The sequence below is a fragment of the Streptomyces sp. 17_S59 genome, from assembly GCF_056930295.1.
In genome coordinates this window covers 3,116,770-3,139,666 of record NZ_JBXOWD010000001.1, presented here as the reverse complement: position 1 = coordinate 3,139,666, position 22,897 = coordinate 3,116,770, and the positions used below count along the sequence as shown (strand labels likewise).

The window sequence follows — 22,897 nt, the reverse complement described above, 5'->3', positions numbered from 1 at the left end:
CGCACGATGACCCGTCGCTCGGTCACCGCGCAGTACCCCGACGTCCAGCCCGAGCTGCCGCCCCGCACGCGCGGCGTCATCGGGCTGTTCGAGGAGAACTGCACGGTGTGCATGCTGTGCGCGCGCGAGTGCCCGGACTGGTGCATCTACATCGACTCCCACAAGGAGACGGTGCCCGCGGCCGTCCCGGGCGGGCGCGAGCGCAGCCGGAACGTCCTCGACCGCTTCGCGATCGACTTCTCGCTGTGCATGTACTGCGGCATCTGCATCGAGGTGTGCCCGTTCGACGCGCTGTTCTGGTCGCCGGAGTTCGAGTACGCCGAGACCGACATCCAGGACCTCGTCCACGAGCGGGACAAGCTCCGCGAGTGGATGTGGACCGTGCCGGAGCCGCCCGCGCTCGACCCGGCCGCCGAGGAGCCCAAGGAGATCGCGGCGGCCCGCAAGACGGCCGAGAAGCTGGCCGCCCAGCAGGAGCAGGCGGCACAGCAGGAGCAGCAGGAGCAGCAGGAGCAGCAGGAGCAGGAGGGAGAGGCGTGACCGGCACCGGAATCACCACCACCGCCGCGCAAGCGGCGCACGCGGCGCACGGCTTCCTCTCCACTTCCGGGGTCGAGGTCCTCTTCCTCCTCGTCGGCGTCGTGACCCTCGGTGCCGCCGCCGTCTCCGTCACCACCAAGCAGCTGGTGCACGCCGCCCTGTGGCTGGTCGTGGCCCTCGGCGGGCTCGCCGTGGAGTACCTGCTGCTGACCGCGGAGTTCATCGCCTGGGTACAGGTGCTGATCTACGTCGGCTCCGTCGTGGTGCTCCTCCTCTTCGGGCTCATGCTCACCAAGGCCCCCATCGGCCGCTCCCCGGACGCCGACTCGGGCAACCGCTGGGCCGCCCTGGCCGTGGCCGTCGCCGCGGCGGCTGCACTCGTCTGGGTGGTCGTGGACGCGTTCCGCACGACCTGGATCGACCTGCGCGGCTCGCCGCAGGGCACCACCGCGGTCTCCGGGGAGATCCTCTTCCGGCACTGGGTGCTGCCCTTCGAGGCACTGTCCGTCCTGCTGCTCGCCGCACTGGTCGGCGCGATCGTCCTGTCCCGCAAGGGACGCGCGGAAGCGGAAGACGCGGAAGGGGAGCAGCGCTGATGCATCTCGTCTACCCGGCCGTCCTGGCCGCCCTCCTCTTCTGCGTGGGCCTCTACGGTGTGCTCGCCCGGCGCAACGCGATCCTCGTCCTGATGGCCGTCGAGCTGATGCTCAACGCCGTCAACCTCAATCTCGTCGCCTTCGACGTGTGGCTGCGCGACACGCTCCACGCGGGCCAGGCGCTCACCCTCTTCACCATCGCCATCGCCGCCGCCGAGATCGGCATCGGCCTGGCGATCGTCCTGCTCGTGTACCGCAACCGCGGCACCGCCGACATCGACCGCCTCCGCGACCTGCGCGAGGACGCGGACGACGAGGGCACGGACGGCCCCGAACGACCGGCAGACCGCGACGAGAAGGCTGAGGCCGCCGCGTGACGACCACGACCACCGCCGTCCTCGTCCCCCTGCTGCCCTTCCTCGGCGCCCTCGCGGGCCTGCTGACGGGCCGCACCGCACCCGGCTTCGTCCGGCCCCTCGCCGTGCTGCCGACCGCCGTGTCCGCCGTGCTCGCGGGCGTCGTGGCCTGGCGGCAGGGCGGGGGCGGCGCGGGCGAGGCCCTCGACGCCGCCGTCCGGCTCACCCCGACCGGCTCCGTGCCGATCGACCTCGCCCTGCACCTCGACGGCTTCGCCGTGCTGGTCGCCGCGCTCGTCGGCCTCGTGGCGACCTGCGTGCAGCTGTACTCCACGGCCTATCTGCGCGACGACCCCCGCTACCCCTCCTACGCGGCGCTGGTCTCCCTCTTCACCTCGGCGATGCTGCTCGTCGTCTACTCCGGCGACCTGATGGTGCTGCTGGTCGGCTGGGAGGTCATGGGCATCTGCTCGTACTTCCTGGTCGGCCACTACTGGGAGACCGAGGCCGCCCGGGCCGCCTCCCTCAAGGCGTTCCTGGTCACCAAGCTCGGCGACGTCCCCTTCCTGATCGGGATCTTCGCGCTGGCCGCCGACGCCGGAACGTTCCGGATCAACGGCATCCTCTCCGCCGCCGTCGCCGGGGACATCACCCACCCCACGCTCGTCGCGCTGCTGCTCCTCGCCGGGGTCGCGGGCAAGTCGGCGCAGTTCCCGCTGCACACCTGGCTGCCCGACGCGATGGCGGGCCCCACCCCGGTGTCCGCGCTGATCCACGCCGCGACGATGGTCGCGGCCGGCGTCTACTTCGTCGCCCGGCTCCTCCCCGTCTTCGCCGCCTCGGCGGCGGCCCTGGTCGTGCTGGCCGTGATGGCCGCGGTCACGATGATCGGCTCGGCCCTCGCCGCCCTCGCCCAGGACGACATCAAGCGCGTGCTCGCCTACTCGACCGTCGGCCAGCTCGGCTACATGACCGGCGCGCTGGCCGTCGGCGACCGCGGGGCCGCCGTCTTCCACCTCATCTCGCACGGTGCGTTCAAGGCCCTCCTCTTCCTCGCGGCCGGCGTGGTCATCCACGCCGCCGGCACCAACTCGCTCGCCGCGATGTCCCGCATGAACGGCCTCGCCCGGCGCGTCCCCGACGCCTACTGGACGATGACCGTCGCCCTGCTCGCGCTCGCCGCCGTCCCCCCGTTCAGCGGCTTCTTCTCCAAGGAGGCCGTCCTCGGCGCGGCCGAGCACGCGGCCACCGGCCACGCGCACGGCGTCCCGGGCGCCGCGGGATGGACCGTGCTGATCGCCGGCCTGGTCACCGCCCTCCTCACCGCCGGCTACGCCACCCGCCTGTGGCTCCTGGCCTTCCACGGCAAGGGCGCCGAGGCCGCCGACCACGGCCGGGAGCCGCTCGCCATGAACGGCGTGCTGTGGGTCCTCTTCGTGCCCACCGCCGCCCTCGGCCTGGCCACCTGGTCCCTCCCCGACTGGTTCGACGGGCACTCGCTCGCCCCCGGCCTCACCACCTCCGTGCTCTCCACCGGCGGCGCCCTGATCGGCGCCCTTGTGACGTACGCGGCCTGGCGCCGCACCGCCGCCCTGGCCGCGGGCGCCCCTCTCGGCGCCGTCGCCGCCGACCCGGACGCGGCCCCCGCCGTCTCCGAGATCGAGGCCATCGCCAGCCACGAGCGGGCCTACGGAACCGTCGCCGCCGCCCCGGACCCCGGCGACCCGGGCAGGCTGCTGCTCGGCCCCCTGCACCGCCACGCGGCCACCGGCTTCCACCTCGACGCCGTGTACTCCGCACTCCTCGTCCGGCCCGTGCGGGGCGCCGCCCGGCTCGCGCGCTTCCTCGACCGCGAGGTCGTCGACGCGTACGTGCGCGGCGCCGGCACCGCCCCCCGCCTGCTCGGCGCGGCCGTCCGCCGGGCCCAGACCGGCAATGTGCAGACCTACCTCGGCGCGCTGCTCGCCGGCTCCGTCGTGCTGGCCGTCGCCGCCGTCCTCGTCGCCACCGGAGCCTGACAGTGAGTCACAGCGTCATGCAGATCCTCCTCGCTGCGATCGTCGTCCTCCCCCTCGTCGGAGCCGTCGCCGCGCTCTTCCCGGCCCCGCCCGGCCTCAAGGGCCGCAGCCCCGAGCAGGCCGTGCTCCGGCACGGCGTCACCGTCACCGGCGCCGTGCTCGCCCTGGCCGTGGCCCTCGCCGCGGGCTTCGACCACGACCGGCCCGCCCGCATGCAGGCGACCACCGACATCAGCTGGATCCCGGCCCTCGGCATCCGCATCCACCTGGGCGTGGACGGCATCTCGCTCCCCCTGCTCGTCCTGACCGCGCTGCTGACCTTCCTCTGCGCGCTCTACAGCTACTTCAACATGCCGTCGGGCCCGTCCCCCAAGGCATTCGTGGCGCTGCTGCTGCTCCTCGAGGGCGGCACCCTCGCGACCTTCGCCGTCCTCGACCTGATGCTGTTCTTCCTCGCCTTCGAGACCGTCCTCGTGCCGATGTACTTCCTCATCGCGCGCTGGGGCGGCGCGGACCGCGAGCGCTCCGCCTGGCGCTTCATCCTCTACACGCTGCTCGGCTCCGTCGTGATGCTGCTCGGCCTCCTCCTCGTCGGGATCAAGGGCGGCACCTTCGACATGGTGGCACTCGCCACTGACAACGGGTCGAAGCTGAGCCACACCACCCAGCTCGTCGCGGTCCTGGCCATCGGCATCGGACTGGCCGTCAAGGCCCCGATGTGGCCGCTGCACAGCTGGCTGCCCGACGCCCACACCGCCGCCCCGACCGCCGGCTCGGTGCTCCTCGCGGGCGTGCTGCTGAAGATGGGCACGTACGGGTTCGTCCGCATCGTCCTGCCCGTCGCCCCGGACGGCGCGCACACCTTCGCGCCCTACCTCGCCGCCTTTGCGGCCGTCGGCATCGTCTACGGGTCCCTGGTCTGTCTCGCCCTCGCCCGCAGCGGGGCCAGGGGCGACCTCAAGCGGCTGATCGCCTACTCCTCCGTCGGCCACATGGGCTTCGTGCTCCTGGGCATCGCCACGCTGACCCCGACCGGAGTGAACGGGGCGCTGTTCGCCAACATCGCCCACGGCCTCATCACCGGCCTCCTCTTCTTCCTCGTCGGCGCCCTCAAGGACCGCTACGGCACCAGCGACCTCGACAGCCTCTCCGGCACCACCGGCGCCGCCCTCTACGGCAGGGCCCCGCGCCTCGGCGGCCTGCTGGCCTTCGGCGCGGTCGCCTCGCTCGGGCTGCCCGGGCTCGCCGGGTTCTGGGGCGAGATGCTCGCGATGTTCGCCTCCTTCCGCCCCGCCGACGGCCTCAGCCGCCCCGCGTTCCTCGTCTTCATGGCCCTGGCCGGCCTCGGCACCCTGCTGACGGCCGCGTACCTGCTGGTCGTGGTCCGCCGGGTGTGCATGGGCAGCGACGGCGAGGAGTCCCTGAAGCCCGGCCAGCTGCCCCCGGCGGCGCTCGGGGCCGGGCAGGCCACCGCCCTCGCGGACGTCCAGGCGTACGAATTCGCCGCGTGGACCCCGCTCGTCGCCCTCACCGTTCTCGCCGGACTCTGGCCCGCGGCCCTCCTCGGCCTCAGCGACCCGGCCGTTCAGCAGCTTCTTGCAGGAGGCAAGTGATGGGCTCCCTGGTCCAGTCCGTCGACTGGCTCGCCATCGCCCCGCCCACCGTCACGGCCGTCGTGGCGCTGGTCGTCCTGGTCGCCGATCTCTTCCTCCCCGAGGAGCGGAAGCCCCTCCTGGGGACGGTCGCCATCGGCGGCCTGGTGCTCGCCGGGCTCTCCCTGCTGCCGCTGCTGGACGGCGACCGCTCGACGTTCTGCCTCACCGGGCCCGGCACCGGCACCGGCCACGCGTGCAGCTACACAGCGGACCACTTCACGCTCGTCGTCCAGTTCCTGGTGCTCGGCGGGGCCCTGCTGACCGCGCTGCTGTCCGTCAGCGCGATCGCCGACTTCAAACTCCCCGCGGGCGAGTTCTGGTTCCTGCTGCTGTCCTCGGCCTCCGGCGCCGCGCTGCTGCCCGCCTCCCGGGACCTCGCGACCCTCGTCGTGGCCCTCGAAGTGGCCTCCCTGCCCGCCTTCGCCCTCGTCGGCCTCCGGCGCGGCGACCGCCGCTCCGCCGAGGCGGCGCTGAAGTTCTTCCTGTCCTCCGTCACCGCGACGGCGGTCACGCTGCTCGGCGTCAGCTTCGTCTACGCGGCCACCGGCACCCTGCACCTGACCCGGATCGCGGACGGCCTCACCCACGTGGACCCGCGCCTTCAGGTCCTCGCCGAGGCGGGCGTGGCCCTCACGCTCGTCGGCTTCGCCTTCAAGACCGCGGCCGCGCCCTTCCACTTCTGGGTGCCCGACACCTATGTGGGCGCGCCCCTGCCGGTCGCCGCGTATCTGTCGGTCGTCGGCAAGGCGGTCGGCTTCGCCGGCCTCATCCTGGTGACCGTCGTCGCCTTCCCGTCGTACGCGGACGTGTGGGGCCCGGCGCTCGCCGTGCTCGCCGCCCTCACCATGACCGCCGGCAACGTCGCCGCGCTCCGCCAGCGCCCCGACCGCCGGCACAGCGCCGTCCGGCTGCTGGCCTGGTCCTCGGTCGGCCAGGCGGGCTATCTGCTCGTCCCCATCGCGGCCGCCGGCTACGCCCACGACCCGGCGCGCGCCATCGGCTCCACCGTCGCCTACGCGCTGATGTACGCGGCCGTGAACCTCGGCGCCTTCGCGGTCGCCGCGCTGGTGGCCCGCACCGCCCCGGACAACCGGATCATCGACTACCGCGGCCTCTGGGCCCGCCGCCCGCTCCCCGCCCTCGCCCTGGGCTTCTTCCTGCTCTGCCTGGCGGGCCTGCCGCCGGGCGTCATCGGCCTCTTCGCGAAGGTCACCGTCTTCTCGGTGGCGGTCGACGCGGGCCTGGGCTGGCTGGCCGTGGTCATGGCCGTCAACGTCGTGATCGCCCTCTTCTACTACCTCCAGTGGACGGCCGTCCTCTTCCGCGGCGGCCCGGAGACCACCGGGCCCGCCGCCCGGATCCCGGCCCCCCTGTCGGCGGCCATCGCCCTGGCCACCGTCCTCGGCGTGGCCCTCTCGGGCGCCCCGCAGCTCGTCCTCCGCTTCGCCTCCCAGGCGCTGCTCTAGGGGGCGTCCGACGGCCCCGCGGGCGGCACCACCAGCGCCTTCACCCGAACGGCGGGCCGTCCGCCCGCGTGCACAAGGGAACTAGCGGCCTCCGTCTGGCGTTGACCAGTTCGAAAGGTTCCACTGGTGAGGACTGGTGAGGTCCCACTGGTTCAAGGGTTCCCCTGCCGCACCGCTTGGAGGGCGTACCGTGCACCGCCGGCACAACGGGCTCAGGACTGCCGTGCTCCTCGGGGGGCTGTCCGCGCTCATCATCGTCATCGGCAGCTTCTTCGGTCGCGCCGGCCTGGTGATCGCCGTCCTGGTGGCGCTCGGCACCAACGCCTACGCCTACTGGAACAGCGACAAGCTCGCCCTGCGCGCGATGCGGGCCCGCCCGGTCAGCGAGTTCGAGGCCCCCCAGCTCTACCGGATGGTGCGCGAGCTGTCCACGGCCGCCCGCCAGCCCATGCCCCGGCTCTACATCTCCCCGACGGAGGCCCCCAACGCCTTCGCCACCGGCCGCAACCCGCGCAACGCCGCCGTCTGCTGCACGGACGGCATCCTGCGCCTCCTCGACGAGCGCGAGCTGCGCGGCGTCATCGGCCACGAGCTGAGCCACGTCTACAACCGCGACATCCTCATCTCCTCCGTCGCGGGCGCGCTCGCCTCGGTGGTGATGTTCCTGGTCAACTTCGCCTGGCTGATCCCCGTCGGCCGCTCCGACGACGACGAGGGCCCCGGCATCGTCGGCATGATCATGATCATGCTGCTGGGCCCCATCGCGGCCTCCCTCATCCAGCTCGCCGTCAGCCGCTCCCGCGAGTACGAGGCCGACGCCTCCGGCGCCCGGCTCACCGGCGACCCCCTCGCCCTGGCCTCCGCCCTCCGCAAGCTGGAGGCGGGCACCCAGCGGCTGCCCCTCCCGCCGGAGCCCCGCCTCGAGACGGCCAGCCACATGATGATCGCGAACCCGTTCCGGCCGGGGGAGGGCATGTCCAAGCTCTTCTCCACGCACCCGCCGATGGGGGAGCGGATCGCACGCCTGGAGCGGATGGCGGGCCCCGGCCACCTCGGCTAGCCCCGGCACGCCTGCTGATAGGTGCCGTCGAGGACGCCACCGCCCTCCTTCGTCACCTGGGGGAGGCCGTCCCCGTCGGCGCACTCCATGACGTCGTTGCCGGCCGGCACGGCCGAATGGGCCTCGCTGGGCGCGCTCACGGCGGCGACCGCCACTACCGCGACCGCCAGCCCTGCGATTCGGTACCTGAGCATGGGACTCCTCGTCCTGTCCGCGGGGTGGGTCAAGGCCACCTTGAGCGGACGCGGCAGGGCGCCGCACGCCGGGCCGGTCCGTCCGTGGCCGCGCCCGTCCCCCTAGGGGGGATGTCAGGGTCCCCACCTGCGGCGGAGCGCAACCCGGCGCGGAGGCCCCGGCGTCTTACTGGCCGGAGAACCGGTCGAGTGGGAGGCTGTTAAACATGAGGTTCATCCTGAACATAATCTGGCTGGTCCTCTGTGGATTCTGGATGGCCATCGGCTATGTCGTCGCGGGCCTGATCTGCTGCCTGCTCATCATCACGATCCCCTTTGGCATCGCCGCATTCCGTATCGCAGGCTTCGCCCTGTGGCCCTTCGGCCGCACCACGGTCGAACGGCGCGACGCGGGCGCCGGATCGCTCATCGGCAACGTCATCTGGTTCGTCTTCGCGGGCTGGTGGCTGGCGCTGGGCCACATCTTCACCGGCATCGCGCTCTGCGTGACGATCATCGGAATCCCGCTGGGCATCGCCAACTTCAAGCTGATCCCGATCTCGCTGATGCCGCTCGGCCGCGAAATCGTGCCCACGGACCGGCCGTTCGCCACGCGGTGATTCCCGCAGGTGCACAACTCCCCTACGGAGCACGCGAATAGCCGAAGAGGGCGCGTCAGGAGTGGTGAAAACCGCTCCTGACGCGCCCTCTTCGCGTCTTTGCCGCCCGGGCCCCGGAGGGCTAGCGGTAGTTGACGAACTGGAGTGCGAAGTCCAGGTCCTTGCCCTTCAGCAGGGCGATGATGGCCTGCAGGTCGTCACGGCTCTTCGAGGAGACGCGCAGCTCGTCGCCCTGCACCTGCGCCTTGACGCCCTTCGGGCCCTCGTCGCGGATGATCTTGGCGACCTTCTTCGCGTTCTCCTGGGAGATCCCCTCCTGGATGGAGGCGAAGATCTTGTACTCCTTGCCGGACAGCTGCGGCTCGCCGGCCTCCAGGGCCTTGAGCGAGATGCCGCGCTTGATCAGCTTGGACTGGAAGATGTCCAGGACCGCCTTGACCCGGTCCTCGCCGTTGGCGCGCATCTCGATCTTCTCGCCCGACCAGGCGATGGAGGCGTCGGTGCCCTTGAAGTCGTAGCGCGTGGAGATCTCCTTGGCGGCCTGGTTGAGGGCGTTGTCGACCTCCTGCCGCTCGACCTTCGAGACGATGTCGAAACTGGAGTCGGCCATATTGAGTTGGCTCCTCGTACGTAGATCCATCAGGGGTGCGGCCGGGGGGCCGCCTCGCCAGCCTAGTCATCCGGGGCCCGACCGGGCTGCTGTGAACCGAGTGGCGGACCACCCCAGGTCATCGGGTATGGTTTACGTCGTTGCCAAGGAGCAGCTCGAAAGAGCGACCGAGGCGACCACCCATGGCGGTGTGCCCGAGTGGCCAATGGGAGCGGACTGTAAATCCGTCGGCTTAGCCTACCCAGGTTCGAATCCTGGCGCCGCCACGGAACGAGGCCCCTGACCTGCAAAGGTCAGGGGCTTCTTTCGTTTCCGCGGCGATGGGGGACGGGGGCGGGATCAGCCCGCGAGGGCCTTCACCGCCTCCCCGACGGGCGTATCGCCGCCGATCAGCTCCAGCGTCAGGCCGACGCTGCCCCGCTCGTCCTCCAGCAGCGCGGCCAGCACCGCCGCCACGTCGTCCCGGCTGACGTCGCCCCGCCCGGTCGAGCCCGCCGAGAGCGTCACCAGGCCCGTGCCCGGCTCGTCCGTGAGCCGGCCCGGCCGCAGGACGGTCCAGTCCAGGCCCGCCCGGGCCCGTACGTCCGCGTCGGCCGCGCCCTTGGCGCGCAGATAGGCCGCGAAGACCGGGTCGGTGCCCTCCGGCGGCTCGCGGTCGGCGCCCATGGACGACACCACGACGAACCGCCGCACGCCCGCCGCCTCCGCCGCGTCCGCGAAGAGCACCGCGGCCGCGTGGTCGACGGTCTCCTTGCGGGCGGCCCCGCTGCCGGGCCCCGCGCCCGCCGCGAAGACCGCGGCGTCGGCGCTCTCCAGATGCCTGGCCACGTCCGCGACCGAGGCGGCCTCCAGGTCGCACACGACGGGCTCGGCGCCCGCCGCCAGCAGGTCTCCCGCCTGCTCCGGGCGGCGGATCATCCCCGCCACCTCGTCACCGCGCGCAGCGAGCAGCCGCTCCAGCCGCAGCGCGATCTGTCCGTGTCCTCCAGCGATGACAATGCGCATGACGCGACCGTACGCCCGCACTCACCGCTCGGGATCGCCGCCGCGCGGCGACTGCCGGGGAAGGTCCAGGGCCACCGTGGCCTGGACGTCCCCGTACTCCCGCACCGCGCTGGTGCGGGCCACCACCCGCCCCCGGTGCACCACCAGCCTGCTGTAGCCCAGCGACAGGACCCCCGCGATCGGGCCGCCCCGCACCGCCAGCAGCTCCGCCGGGAACCCGGCCTCCACCCGCACCTCCGGCAGGCCCATCGCCGCCCGCACCTCGCCGCTCACCGCCTCGTACGCACCCTCCGGACTCAACTCGCCCCGCGCGGCCAGCAGGAAGGCCGCCTCCAGGGGGTCCCCGCGCCCCACGGGGGCCGCCGCGTCGCGCAGCGAGCCGCTGCCCGCGGCCACCCGCACCCCCGTCTCCCGCAGCAGCCGCACCGGCACGCCCCAGGCGCCCCGCGAGGCGCAGCAGTCGCCCTGGGGCAGGCACACCACCGTCACCCCGGCGGCCGCCAACTGCTGCCCCGCACGCACCGCCTGGTCGTGCGGCAGCCGGGCCAGGCCCCCGCAGGGGCCCAGCGCGACCCCGGGCCGCAGCCCGCCGGCCATGGCGGCCAGCCGGCCCAGCCGGGCCGGGTCGTCCGCGTCCGTGTGCAGGTCGACGCTGCAGCCGTACTCGGCCGCGACCCCCAGCACCGCCTCGGCGTAGCCCGTCGGGTCCGGGTCCAGGTCGGGGCAGCCGCCGACGACGGTGGCGCCCATCTTCACCGCGTCCCGCAGCATGGCCAGCCCGTCGGCCCCCGCGATCCCGGTCAGCAGCCGGGGCACCGCCACCGCGCTCAGCTCCGTGAACCCCCTGAGCGCCCGCCGGGCCTGGAGCACCGCCTCCAGGGAGCGGAGCCCCTGCACGTCCCCGATCCGCACGTGCGAGCGCACCGCGGTCGCGCCGTGGCCCAGTTGGAGCAGGGCGGCCTCGGTCGCGCGCCGCTGGACGTCCTCCACGCCGTAGGGGACCGGGCCGGCGAGGTCCGCGGTGAGCGCGGTGTCGACGTGTGCGTGCGGCTCGGCGGGCGCGGGCAGCAGCAGATAGCCGCTGAGGTCCACCCGCGGGCCGGGGGCGAGGCTGCCCGCCGTGCCGACGGCCTCGATGCGGCCGCCGCTGAGGCGTACGTCCACGGTGCGCCCGTCCGCGAGGTGGGCGCCGCAGAGGACCAGGGCGCCGTCGCCCGGCGGGGCGGCGTCGGGGTTTCTGGCGGGCTGCGGCTGGCTGTCGGGCATCGCGCACCTCCGGGGCATGATCGCGCACCGTGGTCCGAGCGTAGGACGCGTACGAAGCCGGTTCGTGCAGGCGGCGAATAGTCGTACCGGCGCGGTCCGCGAGCCCCGTGGGGAAGGGCGGTCCGGGGGCCGCCGGATACGGATTTCACCTTCGGCGGCAGACCGTGTAATGTCTTCCTCGCTCGCCCCAATAGCTCAGTCGGCAGAGCGTCTCCATGGTAAGGAGAAGGTCAACGGTTCGATTCCGTTTTGGGGCTCTGGTGTAAGAGGTTGTTTCCCCACCCTCGGGTGGGGAAAGAGCCTTGCGCATCAAAGCGGCGTAGCTCAGTCGGTAGAGCAAGCGGCTCATAATCGCTGTGTCACCGGTTCAAGTCCGGTCGCCGCTACACACAGTAGCCGATTGTGGGGTCGGTCCTCCGATCGGCTACTCTTTTCTGCGTTGAATCCGTCCATCCGTCAAGGAGCACTCACGTGGCTGCCACCGACGTCCGCCCGAAGATCACGCTGGCCTGCGTGGAGTGCAAGGAGCGGAACTACATCACCAAGAAGAACCGGCGCAACGACCCGGACCGTCTTGAGATGAAGAAGCACTGCCCTCGCTGCAACGCCCACACGGCGCACCGCGAGACGCGCTAAGCGCACAGCAACGCCCATGAGGCCGTCCCCGACTTCGGGGGCGGCCTCATGGCGTATCCGAATCACAGTTCATCCAGATCGCAGTCCACTCAGGAGGTGCCGAGCCGATGGCGCTCGACCAGTCCTTCGTCGGACGGACCTATCCGGCAACCGACCCGTACGAGGTCGGCCGGGAGAAGATCCGCGAATTCGCCGAGGCCATCGGCGATGCCAATCCGGCGTACACCGACCCCGAGGTCGCCAAGTCCCTCGGCCACCCCGATGTGATCGCCCCGCCGACTTTTGTGTTCGCGATCACTTTCAAGGCCGCCGGTGTGGTCATCCGCGACCCCCAGCTGGGTCTGGACTACGACCGCGTGGTGCACGGCGACCAGAAGTTCGCCTACACCCGGCCGGTCCGTGCGGGCGACCGGCTGACGGTCACCTCCACGATCGAGTCGATCAAGTCCCTCGCGGGCAATGACGTCCTGTCCGTCCGTGGCGAGGTCCACGACGAGCACGGCGAGCACGTCGTGACCGCGCACACGATGCTGGTGGCGCGCGCCGCCGAGGAGGCGTGATGGCCGCCAAGATCTCCTATGCCGACGTCGAGCAGGGCACCGAGCTGCCCGCGCAGTCCTTCCCGGTGACCCGCGCGACGCTGGTCCAGTACGCGGGCGCCTCCGGCGACTTCAACCCGATCCACTGGAACGAGAAGTTCGCCAAGGAGGTCGGCCTCCCCGACGTCATCGCGCACGGCATGTTCACCATGGCCGAGGCGATCCGCGTCGTCACCGACTGGGCGGGCGACCCGGCGGCGGTCCTCGAGTACGGCGTGCGGTTCACCAAGCCGGTCGTGGTCCCGAACGACGACGAGGGCGCGGTCATCGAGGTGGCCGCCAAGGTCGGGGCCAAGCTGGACGACGAGGCCCGCACCGTCCGCGTGGACCTGGTGGCGCAGAGCGACGGCCGCAAGGTGCTGGGCATGGCCAAAGCGGTGGTCAAGCTCGCCTGACGGCGGAGGGCGGCTCGCTCCGGCGGGCCGCCCCGCTTTCTCCCTTGACTACTTAGTAAGCAGCCACTAACTTTCTCTCCATGGTCAGGATGAGCGCCGAGGAGCGGCGTGAGAGCGTCGTCAGGGCGGCGATCGCGGAGTTCGCGCGCGGTGGCTACAACGGCACCTCCACGGAGGTGATCGCCCGCCGTGTGGGCGTCTCGCAGCCGTACCTCTTCCGTCTCTTCCCCGGCAAGCGGGCCATCTTCCTGGCCGCCGCCAACGGCTGTCTGGCCGAGGTCCGCGCCGTCTTCACGGAGGCCGCGAAGGACGTGCCGCCGGAGGGCGTCCTGCATGCCATGGGGGATGCGTACGGGGAGCTGATCGCCCGCAACCCCGACGTGCTGCTGATGCTCCTCCAGATCTGTGTCGCGGTGGCGTCCGCCGAGGCCTCGGGCGACGAGGAGTTCGGCCACGAGGTCCGGGCGGGCTGGACCGAGCTGTGGGACCAGATCGTCCTGACCCTGGGGGCGGACCAGGGGGAGGCCGCCAAGTTCATGGCCTTCGGCATGCTGATCAACACCCTCGTCTCGCTCGGCTTCCCGGCCGACCACCGCGTGTGGGCGGCGCTGGACACGGCCAAGCGCGAAGAGCGCGAAGAGCACGAAGAGGGGGACGGGCGCGAAGGGGCGTAGGGGCCCGGCCCGCCCGGCCCCGTATCCCTGCCCGTACCACCCGTACCCGTACCCGTACCCGCCTTGTATCCGGTAGCGGCCGGCGCCGCTCCATATCCGGCAAAGTTAGTGATCAATAAATAAACTTGGGGGAAAGCAGAATGAACCACCGCGCCCTATGGGCCCTGCTGATCACCAGCGTGGCCGGCTTCATGGCCGCCCTCGACAACCTCGTCGTCACCACCGCCCTGCCCTCGATCCGCAAGGACCTCGGCGGCGGCCTGGAAGACCTCGAGTGGACCGTGAACGCCTACACGCTCACCTTCGCCGTGCTGCTCATGTTCGGCGCGGCGCTCGGCGACCGCTTCGGCCGCCGCAGGCTCTTCATCACAGGTGTGGCGATCTTCACCGCGGCCTCCGCCGCCGCCGCGCTGGCACCCGGCATAGGCGCCCTCGTCGCCGCCCGGGCCGTCCAGGGCACCGGCGCCGCGATCATGATGCCGCTGACCCTCACCCTGCTCACCGCGGCGGTCCCGGCCGAGCGCCGCGGCATGGCGTACGGGATCAAGGGCGCGGTCGACGGCCTGGCCGTGGCCGGCGGACCGCTCATCGGCGGCACGCTCACCGAGCACATCTCCTGGCAGTGGATCTTCTGGCTGAACGTCCCGCTCGGCCTGCTGCTGATCCCGCTGGCCCGGCTGCGCCTCGCCGAGTCCCGCGGCCCGGGCGCCCGCCTGGACGCCGCGGGCACGCTGCTGGTCAGCGGCGGCCTCTTCGGCGTCGTCTACGGCCTGGTCAACGCCAAGTCCCACGGCTGGACCAGCACCACCGTCCTCACCAGCCTCGCCGTCGGCCTGGCGCTCCTCGGCGGCTTCGTCCACCACGGCATCCGCAACAAGAACCCGATGCTGCCCATGCGGCTCTTCCGCAGCCGCACCTTCAGCGCGATCAACTCCGCGAGCCTGCTCATGTTCTTCGGCATGTTCGGCTCGATCTTCCTGCTCAGCCAGTTCCTCCAGGGCGTGCTCGGTTACTCGCCCACCGAGGCCGGCCTGCGCATGCTCCCCTGGACCGCCATGCCGATGATCGCCGCGCCGCTCTCCGGGATCCTCGCCGACCGCTTCGGCGGCCGGCCCGTCGCCGCCGCCGGCCTGGCCCTCCAGGCCTTGGGCCTGGCTCTCTTCGCGCTGGTCCTCGACACCGGCGTCTCCTACACCGCCCAGCTCCCGGCCCTGATCGCCAGCGGCTTCGGCATGGGCCTGTTCTTCGCCCCGGCCGCCAAGCTCGTGATGGCCGGCGTGGGCCCCGCCGAACAGGGCATGGCCTCCGGGGCCAACAACGCCCTCCGCGAGGTGGGCGGCTCCCTCGGCGTCGCCGTGCTGAGCACGGTCTTCTCGACCGCGGGCGGCTACGGGACCCCCGCCCGCTTCGTCGACGGCACCACCCCGGCCCTCTGGGTGGGCGCGGCCGTGGTGGCCGCCGCCACGGTGGCGGCGCTGCTGCTCCCGCGCGGCCGGGCCGGGGAACAGCGCTCCGCCGCGGAGCCGGACCGCATCCCCGCGGGCGTCTGACGACCGCCCCCGTACCCTTGTGCCCGTGCAGGAACGACACGACGCCCCCCTCGCCCCCCTGACCACCTTCCGCCTCGGCGGCCCCGCGACCCGGCTGATCACGGCCGTCACCGACGCCGAAGTGATCGACGCGGTCCGCGAGGCCGACGCCGCGGGCACGCCGCTGCTGATCATCGGCGGTGGCAGCAACCTGGTCATCTCCGACAAGGGCTTCGACGGCACGGCCCTGCGCATCGCGACGACCGGCGTCGAGCTGCGCGGCACGACGCTCGAGCTGGCGGCCGGCGAGAACTGGTCCGACGCGGTCGCCCGCACGGTCGAGGCCGGGCTCGCCGGCGTCGAGTGCCTCGCCGGCATCCCCGGCTCCGCCGGTGCGACGCCGATCCAGAACGTCGGCGCGTACGGCCAGGAGGTCGCGCAGACGATCACGGAGGTCGTCGCGTACGACCGCCGGGCCGGGGAGACGGTGACGCTCACCAACGCGGAGTGCGGGTTCTCCTACCGGCACAGCCGCTTCAAGGCGGACCCCGCGCGCTACGTGGTGCTGCGGGTCCGCTTCGAGCTGGAGGACGCGGGCGGGCTCTCCGCGCCGCTGCGGTACCCCGAGACGGCCCGGGTGCTCGGCGTCGAGGCCGGGGACCGCGTGCCGGTCGGGCAGGCCCGGGAGACGGTGCTCAAGCTGCGGGCGGGCAAGGGGATGGTCCTCGACGCGGAGGACCACGACACGTGGTCGGCCGGGTCGTTCTTCACCAACCCGATCCTCAGCGCGGCCCAGCACGAGGCGTTCCTGGCCCGCGCGGCCGAGCGGCTCGGGGCGGACGTCGTGCCGCCCGCGTTCCCGGCCGGGGACGGCAAGGTCAAGACGTCGGCCGCGTGGCTGATCGACAAGGCCGGCTTCACCAAGGGCTACGGCACCGGGCCCGCGCGGATCTCCGGCAAGCACACGCTCGCCCTCACGAACCGGGGCGGGGCCACGACGGAGGACCTCCTGGCCCTCGCCCGCGAGGTCCGTGACGGGGTCCGCGAGGCGTTCGGCGTGACGCTGGTGAACGAACCGGTGACGGTGGGCGTGAGCCTGTAGGGGGTGTTTGTTCCCCGGTCCCGCCCCTTCCCGAAACTGGGGGCAAGCCCCCAGCCCCCCGTGACCGCGCTGCGCGCGGTCGTCCTCAAACGCCGGACGGGCTGATTTTCAGCCCCTCCGGCGTTTGAGGAGCGGGGGTCCGCAGCGCGCTCAGCCCCGCAGCCATTCGTCGATGCCCAGCAGCAGCTTCTGCCGTGCCTCCGCCGGGGCCCGGGAGGCCCGGATCGACTGGCGGGCCAGTTCCGCCAGCTCCTCGTCCGTGAAGCCGTGGTGCTCGCGGGCCAGCTCGTACTGCGCCGCCAGGCGGGAGCCGAACAGGAGGGGGTCGTCCGCGCCCAGGGCTATCGGCACGCCCGCCTCGTACAGCGTCCGCAGCGGCACGTCGGCCGGCTTCTCGTAGACGCCCAGGGCGACGTTCGACGAGGGGCAGACCTCGCACGTCACGCCGCGGTCGGCGAGCTTCCGCAGCAGCCGCGGGTCCTCCGCGGCGCGCACACCGTGGCCGATGCGGGCCGCGTGGAGGTCGTCCAGGCAGTCGCGGACGCTGCTCGGCCCCGACAGCTCCCCGCCGTGCGGCGCGGCCAGCAGGCCGCCCTCGCGGGCGATCTCGAAGGCGCGGTCGAAGTCACGGGCGAGCCCGCGCCGCTCGTCGTTGGAGAGGCCGAAGCCGACCACGCCGCGGTCGGCGTAGCGGACGGCGAGCCGCGCCAGCGTACGGGCGTCCAGGGGGTGCTTCATGCGGTTGGCGGCCACGAGCACCCGTATCCCCAGGCCCGTCTCCCGCGAGGCGTCGTCCACCGCGTCGAGGATGATCTCCAGGGCCGGGATCAGACCGCCCAGGCGGGGCGCGTACGAGGTCGGGTCGACCTGGATCTCCAGCCACCCGGAGCCGTCCCGGACGTCCTCCTCCGCGGCCTCGCGCACCAGCCGCCGGATGTCCTCCGGAGCGCGGAGGCAGGAGCGCGCGATGTCGTACAGCCGCTGGAAGCGGAACCAGCCGCGCTCGTCCGTCGCCCGGAGCTTCGGGGGCTCGCCGCTGCTCAGCGCCTCGGGCAGGTGCACGCCGTACTTGTCGGCCAGCTCCAGCAGGGTCGAGGGACGCATGGACCCGGTGAAGTGCAGGTGCAGATGGGCCTTCGGCAGCAGTCGGACGTCGCGAACGTTCTCCATCCCAGGATCTTGCCGTACCGGCCGGTCGACCGGAAGGGCCTTTCCCTGAACGTGGGCCGGACCGAAAACGAATACGGGCCCCCGGCGGCGGCCGGGAGCCCGTATCCGGAATGCGGCGGGAGGCGCTTACGCCGTGGCCTCCGCCAGCAGCTTCTGCATCCGGGAGACGCCCTCGACGAGGTCCTCGTCACCCAGCGCGTACGACAGCCGCAGGTAGCCCGGCGTGCCGAAGGCCTCGCCCGGGACGACCGCGACCTCGGCCTCGTCCAGGATCAGCGCGGCCAGCTCCACGGAGGTCTGCGGACGCTTGCCGCGGATCTCCTTGCCGAGCAGCTCCTTGACCGACGGGTAGGCGTAGAACGCGCCCTCCGGCTCGGGGCAGAAGACGCCCTCGATCTCGTTGAGCATCCGGACGATCGTGCGCCGGCGGCGGTCGAAGGCGACCTTCATCTCCTCGACGGCCTTCAGGTCGCCGGAGACGGCGGCCAGGGCCGCGACCTGGGCGACGTTGGACACGTTGGACGTGGCGTGCGACTGGAGGTTGGTCGCGGCCTTCACCACGTCCTGCGGGCCGATGACCCACCCCACGCGCCAGCCCGTCATCGCGTACGTCTTGGCGACGCCGTTGACCACGATGCACTTGTCGCGCAGCTCGGGCACGACGACCGGCAGCGAGGAGAACTCCGCGTCGCCGTAGACCAGGTGCTCGTAGATCTCGTCCGTCAGCACCCACAGGCCGTGCTCGGCGGCCCAGCGGCCGACGGCCTCGACCTGCTCGCGCGAGTAGACCGCGCCGGTGGGGTTCGAGGGGGAGACGAACAGCAGGACCTTGGTGCGCTCGGTGCGGGCGGCCTCCAGCTGCTCGACGGAGACGCGGTAGCCCGTCGTCTCGTCGGCGACGACCTCCACCGGGACGCCGCCCGCGAGCCGGATGGACTCGGGGTAGGTGGTCCAGTACGGGGCCGGGACGATGACCTCGTCGCCCGGGTCGAGGATCGCGGCGAAGGCCTCGTAGATGGCCTGCTTGCCGCCGTTGGTGACGAGCACCTGGGAGGCCTCGACCTCGTAGCCGGAGTCGCGCTTGGTCTTCGCGGCGATGGCGGCCTTCAGCTCGGGGAGGCCGCCGGCCGGCGTGTAGCGGTGGTACTTCGGGTTGCGGCAGGCCTCCACCGCGGCCTCGACGATGTAGTCGGGCGTGGGGAAGTCCGGCTCGCCCGCGCCGAAGCCGATCACGGGGCGCCCGGCGGCCTTGAGGGCCTTGGCCTTCGCATCCACCGCGAGCGTGGCGGACTCGGAGATCGAACCGATGCGGGCGGACACCCGGCGCTCGGTGGGGGAGGACTGTACGGGAGGAGTCGCAGCGGTCATACACGCATCGTCGCAGACCCGCCGGGTGCCGGGCACATGCCTTTCCCGCATGCGCCATTCGTCGGGCCGACGGCCCGGGAAAGGCCCGTTCCAGAGCCCCGGAAACGGGCCCGCCGGGACCGTTGCGCCCATAGCTGTTCGACGACGGCCCCAGGACCACGTACACTCATGCGTCGTTGGCCCTCACCGGCCGATCCGCCCGGGGCGTGCACGCCGTGCTTCCGGCCGGATGCGGTACGTTGGGGAACCACAAAGGGTCGTAGCTCAATTGGTAGAGCACTGGTCTCCAAAACCAGCGGTTGGGGGTTCAAGTCCCTTCGGCCCTGCTACACGCATCGTCACCAGGGTGCGTGCGTGCGTACGTAATGAAGTGCACCGCCGTGCGGCTCATCCGGGCGCCGTACGGCCACGACCCGGATTCAGGTGAGGACGTAGTGACGGAAGCCCTTGGCTCCACCGCGACGCCTGAGAGCGGTCGTCCCGAGGACGAGGTGGCCAAGAAGGGCCGCCGCGGCGGGAAGCGCGCCAAGAAGGGCCCCCTGGGCCGGCTCGCGCTGTTCTACCGCCAGGTTGTCGCGGAGCTGCGCAAGGTCGTCTGGCCCTCCCGGAACCAGCTGTCGACGTACACCACAGTGGTGATCGTCTTCGTCGTCATCGTCATTGGTCTGGTGACCGTGATTGACTATGGGTTCAACCAGGCCGTCAAGTACGTCTTCGGCTGAACCGCTGAACAAGCGCGTCAGAGGCGGTCTCCACGGAGAACCGCCTTCTCGCGCGTTCCACCCCTTGAAGACCAGGAAGAAGCAGCCACGTGTCTGACCCGAACCTGAACGACGCCGCGGAGCCCGTCGCGGCGGAGAACGCTGACGAGGCTGTCTCGGCCGAGGTCCAGGGCGACGACACCGCGCAGGAGATCGTCGAGAACGCCGACGGCGTGGACGAGTTCGATGCGCAGGAAGCCGCCGCCGGCGAGCCGGCCGAGCAGGCAGCCCTGCACGTCGAGGGCGACGAGGCCGCCGAGGCGGAAGAGGCCGAGGCCGAGGCCGCCGAGGAGGAGACCGCCGCTCCCGACCCGGTCGCCGCGCTCCGCGAGGAGCTGCGTGGTCTGCCCGGCGAGTGGTACGTCATCCACACCTACGCCGGCTACGAGAACCGCGTGAAGACCAACCTCGAGCAGCGCGCCGTCTCGCTGAACGTGGAGGACTACATCTTCCAGGCCGAGGTGCCGCAGGAAGAGGTCGTCCAGATCAAGAACGGCGACCGCCGCACCGTCCGCCAGAACAAGCTGCCCGGCTACGTCCTGGTGCGCATGGACCTGACCAACGAGTCGTGGGGCGTCGTCCGCAACACGCCTGGCGTCACCGGCTTCGTGGGCAACGCCTACGACCCGTACCCGCTGACCCTGGACGAGATCGTCAAGATGCTCGCCCCGGAGGCCGAGGCCAAGGCCGCCAAGGAGGCCGCCGAGGCCGAGGGCCGCCCGGCCCCGGCCCGCAAGGTCGAGGTCCAGGTGCTGGACTTCGAGGTCGGCGACTCGGTCACGGTCACGGACGGCCCGTTCGCGACCCTCCAGGCCACGATCAACGAGATCAACGCCGACTCGAAGAAGGTCAAGGGCCTCGTCGAGATCTTCGGCCGCGAGACCCCGGTCGAGCTGAGCTTCGACCAGATCCAGAAGAACTGACCTCTTCCGGATCTCTGCCGATCTCATTCGAGAACACGCTTCGAGCAGGTCAGACGGGCTTTCGCAGCCTGTCTGACCTGCTCGGTTTTTAGCCCGGCCACGTTACCCGCTATCGTGGTGCGGTATGCCTGCGCGCAGTGTGCGTATGGCAAAAAAACTCTCACTAGGACCCGGAGAGAGCAATGCCTCCCAAGAAGAAGAAGGTCACGGGGCTTATCAAGCTCCAGATCCAGGCCGGCGCCGCCAACCCGGCTCCGCCGGTCGGCCCCGCGCTGGGTCAGCACGGCGTCAACATCATGGAGTTCTGCAAGGCCTACAACGCCGCGACCGAGTCGCAGCGTGGCATGGTCGTGCCGGTGGAGATCACGGTCTACGAGGACCGTTCCTTCACCTTCATCACCAAGACTCCGCCGGCCGCCAAGCTGATCCTGAAGGCCGCGGGCATCGAGAAGGGCTCCGGCGAGCCGCACAAGACCAAGGTCGCGAAGCTGACGCGCGAGCAGGTCCGCGAGATCGCCACCACCAAGATGCCCGACCTGAACGCCAACGACCTGGACGCCGCCGAGAAGATCATCGCCGGCACCGCCCGTTCCATGGGCGTCACGGTCGAGGGCTGATCAGCTCCCGTCTGACCCCTCAGTGGCAGGGCCGAGCGCTGGCCCGGACCACGACTCCACGCTCAACCTTTCAGGAGCAGAAGTGAAGCGCAGCAAGACTCTCCGCGCTGCGGACGCCAAGGTCGAGAAGGAGCGTCTGTACGCTCCCCTCGAGGCGGTCCGTCTCGCCAAGGAGACCTCCTCCGTCAAGTTCGACGCGACCGTCGAGGTTGCCTTCCGCCTGGGCGTCGACCCGCGCAAGGCCGACCAGATGGTCCGCGGCACCGTGAACCTTCCGCACGGCACCGGTAAGACCGCCCGGGTCCTGGTCTTCGCGACCGGCGACCGTGCCGAGGCCGCGCGTGCCGCCGGCGCCGACATCGTCGGTGCCGACGAGCTGATCGACGAGGTCGCCAAGGGCCGTCTGGACTTCGACGCCGTCGTCGCGACCCCGGAGCTCATGGGCAAGGTCGGCCGCCTCGGCCGCGTGCTCGGCCCCCGTGGTCTGATGCCGAACCCGAAGACCGGCACGGTCACCCCGGACACGGCCAAGGCCGTGACCGACATCAAGGGCGGCAAGATCGAGTTCCGCGTCGACAAGCACTCGAACCTGCACTTCATCATCGGCAAGGTCTCCTTCGACGAGACCAAGCTGGTGGAGAACTACGCCGCGGCGCTGGAGGAGATCCTCCGTCTGAAGCCGTCCGCCGCCAAGGGCCGCTACATCAAGAAGGCGACCCTGACCACCACGATGGGCCCGGGCATCGCCCTGGACTCCAACCGCACCCGCAACCTCCTCGTCGAGGAGGAGGCCGTCTGAGGACGGTCTGACGGGCGCGTAGTGGCGCTCTGAGCAGCACGGGCCGGGCCCCGCACCTCTTTCGAAGGTGCGGGGCCCGGCTCGATTTGCATCCGTGTGCACCTGTCGCGTAATCTCCTGGGGAAGCCAAAGACCGCTGGTCGTTGCCGTGCCCCCATCCGGAGGCGTGGTGGCCGAAGGATCCGCTAGCTGCGGGCGACCTGCGCAGGTGACTGTGGTTTGCACTCCCGTACAGGCGCAAGGAAATTGCGTCCGCATGGTCGAGTCACGCCCCGAGCGCCTGCGCCGGGGCGTTTCGTTTTGCCCAGGTCCCTTCTCGCGCCTATGCGGTCCGTATCACCCGGAAGGAGGCCGAGGCTCATGGCGACGTCCGCCAAGGCCGCCGCGGTTGCCGAGCTGACGGACAAGTTCCGTAGCTCCAATGCCGCTGTGCTGACCGAGTACCGCGGTCTCACCGTGGCGCAGCTCAAGACGCTGCGCCGTTCGCTCGGTGAGAACGCCCAGTACGCCGTGGTGAAGAACACGCTGACCAAGATCGCGGCCGAAGAGGCCGGGTTCCAGCTCGACGCCCAGCTTTTCGCTGGTCCGACGGCTGTCGCCTTCGTCACCGGTGACCCGGTGGAGTCGGCGAAGGGTCTCCGTGACTTCGCCAAGGACAACCCCAACCTGATCATCAAGGGCGGTGTCCTTGATGGCAAGGCGCTGTCCGCCGATGAGATCAAGAAGCTTGCGGACCTCGAGTCCCGCGAGGTTCTGCTCAGCAAGCTGGCCGGTGCCATGAAGGGCAAGCAGTCTCAGGCTGCCGCGCTCTTCCAGGCGCTGCCGTCGAAGCTCGTCCGCACCGTGGACGCGCTGCGCGCCAAGCAGGCCGAGCAGGGCGGTGCCGAGTAATTCGGCTCGCGCATTGATCAGCGCTGCCTGAACGCGCTGGTCGCAGCGGGCCGCACGCCCGCCTACAT

At 71.5% G+C, this 22,897-nt stretch carries 25 protein-coding genes and 4 tRNA genes; 23 read left to right on the top strand and 6 right to left on the bottom strand.

Going from position 1 to position 22,897, the window contains the following annotated elements; translation table 11 throughout:
* Positions 1–6 precede the first annotated feature (6 nt).
* From AC1Z4A_RS13930 to htpX, 7 genes are all read left to right on the top strand, one after another.
* The gene (locus AC1Z4A_RS13930) at positions 7–540 is read left to right on the top strand and encodes a NuoI/complex I 23 kDa subunit family protein (protein WP_483683586.1); all 534 of its coding nucleotides are present in this window, start codon (positions 7–9) and stop codon (positions 538–540) included.
* The gene (locus AC1Z4A_RS13925; protein ID WP_483678795.1) at positions 537–1,136 is read left to right on the top strand and encodes an NADH-quinone oxidoreductase subunit J family protein; all 600 of its coding nucleotides are present in this window, start codon (positions 537–539) and stop codon (positions 1,134–1,136) included. The genes AC1Z4A_RS13930 and AC1Z4A_RS13925 overlap by 4 nt, the downstream gene beginning before the upstream one ends.
* Positions 1,136–1,513 carry an NADH-quinone oxidoreductase subunit NuoK gene (gene nuoK, locus AC1Z4A_RS13920; RefSeq protein WP_483678794.1) on the top strand — a complete coding sequence of 126 codons (378 nt, stop codon included), beginning with the start codon at positions 1,136–1,138 and terminating at the stop codon, positions 1,511–1,513. The genes AC1Z4A_RS13925 and nuoK overlap by 1 nt, the downstream gene beginning before the upstream one ends.
* Positions 1,510–3,510, top strand: coding sequence for an NADH-quinone oxidoreductase subunit 5 family protein (locus AC1Z4A_RS13915; protein ID WP_483678793.1), 2,001 nt, complete (start codon positions 1,510–1,512; stop codon positions 3,508–3,510). The genes nuoK and AC1Z4A_RS13915 overlap by 4 nt, the downstream gene beginning before the upstream one ends.
* A gap of 17 nt (positions 3,511–3,527) precedes the next feature.
* Positions 3,528–5,123, top strand: coding sequence for a complex I subunit 4 family protein (locus AC1Z4A_RS13910; protein WP_483683585.1), 1,596 nt, complete (start codon positions 3,528–3,530; stop codon positions 5,121–5,123).
* A complete protein-coding gene (locus AC1Z4A_RS13905; protein ID WP_483678792.1) occupies positions 5,123–6,631 on the top strand; it encodes an NADH-quinone oxidoreductase subunit N in 1,509 nt (502 codons plus the stop codon). The genes AC1Z4A_RS13910 and AC1Z4A_RS13905 overlap by 1 nt, the downstream gene beginning before the upstream one ends.
* A gap of 190 nt (positions 6,632–6,821) precedes the next feature.
* A complete protein-coding gene (gene htpX, locus AC1Z4A_RS13900) occupies positions 6,822–7,691 on the top strand; it encodes a zinc metalloprotease HtpX (protein WP_483678791.1) in 870 nt (289 codons plus the stop codon).
* On the opposite strand, the gene AC1Z4A_RS13895 is transcribed toward htpX, so the two are convergent.
* On the bottom strand, positions 7,688–7,885 hold the full coding sequence (locus AC1Z4A_RS13895; RefSeq protein ID WP_483678790.1) for a hypothetical protein: 198 nt from the start codon (positions 7,883–7,885) through the stop codon (positions 7,688–7,690). The two genes, htpX and AC1Z4A_RS13895, sit on opposite strands and share 4 nt — an antisense overlap.
* Positions 7,886–8,091: 206 nt before the next feature.
* On the opposite strand from AC1Z4A_RS13895, the gene AC1Z4A_RS13890 reads away from it, so the two are divergent.
* Positions 8,092–8,484, top strand: coding sequence for a YccF domain-containing protein (locus AC1Z4A_RS13890; protein ID WP_483678789.1), 393 nt, complete (start codon positions 8,092–8,094; stop codon positions 8,482–8,484).
* Between the two features lie 121 nt (positions 8,485–8,605).
* Here the strand turns inward: AC1Z4A_RS13890 and AC1Z4A_RS13885 are convergent, their stop codons facing one another.
* Entirely contained in the window at positions 8,606–9,094 is a 489-nt protein-coding gene (locus AC1Z4A_RS13885; protein ID WP_483678788.1) for a YajQ family cyclic di-GMP-binding protein, read from the bottom strand.
* Positions 9,095–9,278: 184 nt separating this feature from the next.
* Between AC1Z4A_RS13885 and AC1Z4A_RS13880 the strand changes: the two genes are divergently transcribed.
* Positions 9,279–9,360 (top strand) — tRNA-Tyr (locus tag AC1Z4A_RS13880).
* Positions 9,361–9,433: 73 nt separating this feature from the next.
* Here the strand turns inward: AC1Z4A_RS13880 and AC1Z4A_RS13875 are convergent.
* Positions 9,434–10,099 (bottom strand): NAD(P)H-binding protein, encoded by a 666-nt coding sequence (locus tag AC1Z4A_RS13875; RefSeq protein ID WP_483678787.1) that lies wholly within the window; start codon positions 10,097–10,099, stop codon positions 9,434–9,436.
* A gap of 21 nt (positions 10,100–10,120) precedes the next feature.
* A complete protein-coding gene (locus tag AC1Z4A_RS13870) occupies positions 10,121–11,365 on the bottom strand; it encodes an amidohydrolase family protein (RefSeq protein ID WP_483678786.1) in 1,245 nt (414 codons plus the stop codon).
* Positions 11,366–11,549: 184 nt separating this feature from the next.
* Between AC1Z4A_RS13870 and AC1Z4A_RS13865 the strand changes: the two genes are divergently transcribed.
* The 8 genes from AC1Z4A_RS13865 (at position 11,550) to AC1Z4A_RS13830 (ending at position 16,300) form a co-directional block, all read left to right on the top strand.
* Positions 11,550–11,622: transfer RNA gene (locus tag AC1Z4A_RS13865), tRNA-Thr, on the top strand.
* A 56-nt stretch (positions 11,623–11,678) separates the two neighbouring features.
* Positions 11,679–11,751, top strand: a tRNA-Met gene (locus tag AC1Z4A_RS13860).
* Positions 11,752–11,836: 85 nt separating this feature from the next.
* On the top strand, positions 11,837–12,001 hold the full coding sequence (gene rpmG / locus AC1Z4A_RS13855) for a 50S ribosomal protein L33 (RefSeq protein WP_004571794.1): 165 nt from the start codon (positions 11,837–11,839) through the stop codon (positions 11,999–12,001).
* A 107-nt stretch (positions 12,002–12,108) separates the two neighbouring features.
* Positions 12,109–12,561, top strand: a complete 453-nt coding sequence (locus AC1Z4A_RS13850; RefSeq protein ID WP_483678783.1) for an FAS1-like dehydratase domain-containing protein — start codon at positions 12,109–12,111, stop codon at positions 12,559–12,561.
* Positions 12,561–12,995: a MaoC family dehydratase gene (locus AC1Z4A_RS13845; RefSeq protein ID WP_483678781.1), complete on the top strand. Its 435-nt coding sequence runs from the start codon at positions 12,561–12,563 to the stop codon at positions 12,993–12,995. The genes AC1Z4A_RS13850 and AC1Z4A_RS13845 overlap by 1 nt, the downstream gene beginning before the upstream one ends.
* A gap of 80 nt (positions 12,996–13,075) precedes the next feature.
* Positions 13,076–13,669 (top strand): TetR/AcrR family transcriptional regulator, encoded by a 594-nt coding sequence (locus AC1Z4A_RS13840; protein ID WP_483678778.1) that lies wholly within the window; start codon positions 13,076–13,078, stop codon positions 13,667–13,669.
* A 140-nt stretch (positions 13,670–13,809) separates the two neighbouring features.
* Positions 13,810–15,219, top strand: a complete 1,410-nt coding sequence (locus AC1Z4A_RS13835; protein ID WP_483678776.1) for a DHA2 family efflux MFS transporter permease subunit — start codon at positions 13,810–13,812, stop codon at positions 15,217–15,219.
* 25 nt (positions 15,220–15,244) lie between these two features.
* Positions 15,245–16,300: a UDP-N-acetylmuramate dehydrogenase gene (locus AC1Z4A_RS13830; protein ID WP_483678774.1), complete on the top strand. Its 1,056-nt coding sequence runs from the start codon at positions 15,245–15,247 to the stop codon at positions 16,298–16,300.
* Positions 16,301–16,450: 150 nt separating this feature from the next.
* Here AC1Z4A_RS13830 and AC1Z4A_RS13825 read toward each other — a convergent pair whose 3' ends face one another.
* Together AC1Z4A_RS13825 and AC1Z4A_RS13820 are read right to left on the bottom strand one after the other, a co-directional pair.
* Positions 16,451–17,470, bottom strand: a complete 1,020-nt coding sequence (locus AC1Z4A_RS13825; protein WP_483678770.1) for an adenosine deaminase — start codon at positions 17,468–17,470, stop codon at positions 16,451–16,453.
* A 126-nt stretch (positions 17,471–17,596) separates the two neighbouring features.
* Positions 17,597–18,838, bottom strand: a complete 1,242-nt coding sequence (locus tag AC1Z4A_RS13820; RefSeq protein ID WP_483678768.1) for a pyridoxal phosphate-dependent aminotransferase — start codon at positions 18,836–18,838, stop codon at positions 17,597–17,599.
* 253 nt (positions 18,839–19,091) lie between these two features.
* Between AC1Z4A_RS13820 and AC1Z4A_RS13815 the strand changes: the two genes are divergently transcribed.
* The 6 genes from AC1Z4A_RS13815 to rplJ all read left to right on the top strand — a co-directional run bounded on the left by AC1Z4A_RS13815 (position 19,092) and on the right by rplJ (position 22,829).
* Positions 19,092–19,164, top strand: a tRNA-Trp gene (locus AC1Z4A_RS13815).
* A gap of 108 nt (positions 19,165–19,272) precedes the next feature.
* Positions 19,273–19,560, top strand: coding sequence for a preprotein translocase subunit SecE (secE, locus tag AC1Z4A_RS13810; RefSeq protein ID WP_483678766.1), 288 nt, complete (start codon positions 19,273–19,275; stop codon positions 19,558–19,560).
* 89 nt (positions 19,561–19,649) lie between these two features.
* Complete coding sequence (gene nusG / locus AC1Z4A_RS13805) at positions 19,650–20,522, top strand: transcription termination/antitermination protein NusG (RefSeq protein WP_483678765.1); 873 nt, start codon at positions 19,650–19,652, stop codon at positions 20,520–20,522.
* Between the two features lie 182 nt (positions 20,523–20,704).
* Complete coding sequence (gene rplK / locus AC1Z4A_RS13800; protein WP_483678763.1) at positions 20,705–21,139, top strand: 50S ribosomal protein L11; 435 nt, start codon at positions 20,705–20,707, stop codon at positions 21,137–21,139.
* An 82-nt stretch (positions 21,140–21,221) separates the two neighbouring features.
* Positions 21,222–21,938, top strand: a complete 717-nt coding sequence (gene rplA / locus AC1Z4A_RS13795; protein ID WP_483678762.1) for a 50S ribosomal protein L1 — start codon at positions 21,222–21,224, stop codon at positions 21,936–21,938.
* Between the two features lie 360 nt (positions 21,939–22,298).
* Entirely contained in the window at positions 22,299–22,829 is a 531-nt protein-coding gene (rplJ, locus tag AC1Z4A_RS13790; protein WP_483678761.1) for a 50S ribosomal protein L10, read from the top strand.
* The last annotated feature ends 68 nt before the right edge of the window (positions 22,830–22,897 follow it).

What these genes read in the sequence shown, in the direction of transcription:
- AC1Z4A_RS13930 (WP_483683586.1), top strand. Translation starts at nt 7, where the DNA reads ATGACCCGTCGCTCGGTCACCGCGCAGTACCCCGACGTCCAGCCCGAG.
- nuoK (WP_483678794.1), top strand. Translation starts at nt 1,136, where the DNA reads ATGCATCTCGTCTACCCGGCCGTCCTGGCCGCCCTCCTCTTCTGCGTG.
- AC1Z4A_RS13910 (WP_483683585.1), top strand. Translation starts at nt 3,528, where the DNA reads ATGCAGATCCTCCTCGCTGCGATCGTCGTCCTCCCCCTCGTCGGAGCC.
- AC1Z4A_RS13905 (WP_483678792.1), top strand. Translation starts at nt 5,123, where the DNA reads ATGGGCTCCCTGGTCCAGTCCGTCGACTGGCTCGCCATCGCCCCGCCC.
- AC1Z4A_RS13895 (WP_483678790.1), bottom strand. Translation starts at nt 7,885, where the DNA reads ATGCTCAGGTACCGAATCGCAGGGCTGGCGGTCGCGGTAGTGGCGGTC.
- AC1Z4A_RS13890 (WP_483678789.1), top strand. Translation starts at nt 8,092, where the DNA reads ATGAGGTTCATCCTGAACATAATCTGGCTGGTCCTCTGTGGATTCTGG.
- AC1Z4A_RS13885 (WP_483678788.1), bottom strand. Translation starts at nt 9,094, where the DNA reads ATGGCCGACTCCAGTTTCGACATCGTCTCGAAGGTCGAGCGGCAGGAG.
- AC1Z4A_RS13875 (WP_483678787.1), bottom strand. Translation starts at nt 10,099, where the DNA reads ATGCGCATTGTCATCGCTGGAGGACACGGACAGATCGCGCTGCGGCTG.
- AC1Z4A_RS13870 (WP_483678786.1), bottom strand. Translation starts at nt 11,365, where the DNA reads ATGCCCGACAGCCAGCCGCAGCCCGCCAGAAACCCCGACGCCGCCCCG.
- AC1Z4A_RS13850 (WP_483678783.1), top strand. Translation starts at nt 12,109, where the DNA reads ATGGCGCTCGACCAGTCCTTCGTCGGACGGACCTATCCGGCAACCGAC.
- AC1Z4A_RS13845 (WP_483678781.1), top strand. Translation starts at nt 12,561, where the DNA reads ATGGCCGCCAAGATCTCCTATGCCGACGTCGAGCAGGGCACCGAGCTG.
- AC1Z4A_RS13840 (WP_483678778.1), top strand. Translation starts at nt 13,076, where the DNA reads ATGGTCAGGATGAGCGCCGAGGAGCGGCGTGAGAGCGTCGTCAGGGCG.
- AC1Z4A_RS13835 (WP_483678776.1), top strand. Translation starts at nt 13,810, where the DNA reads ATGAACCACCGCGCCCTATGGGCCCTGCTGATCACCAGCGTGGCCGGC.
- AC1Z4A_RS13825 (WP_483678770.1), bottom strand. Translation starts at nt 17,470, where the DNA reads ATGGAGAACGTTCGCGACGTCCGACTGCTGCCGAAGGCCCATCTGCAC.
- AC1Z4A_RS13820 (WP_483678768.1), bottom strand. Translation starts at nt 18,838, where the DNA reads ATGACCGCTGCGACTCCTCCCGTACAGTCCTCCCCCACCGAGCGCCGG.
- rplK (WP_483678763.1), top strand. Translation starts at nt 20,705, where the DNA reads ATGCCTCCCAAGAAGAAGAAGGTCACGGGGCTTATCAAGCTCCAGATC.
- rplJ (WP_483678761.1), top strand. Translation starts at nt 22,299, where the DNA reads ATGGCGACGTCCGCCAAGGCCGCCGCGGTTGCCGAGCTGACGGACAAG.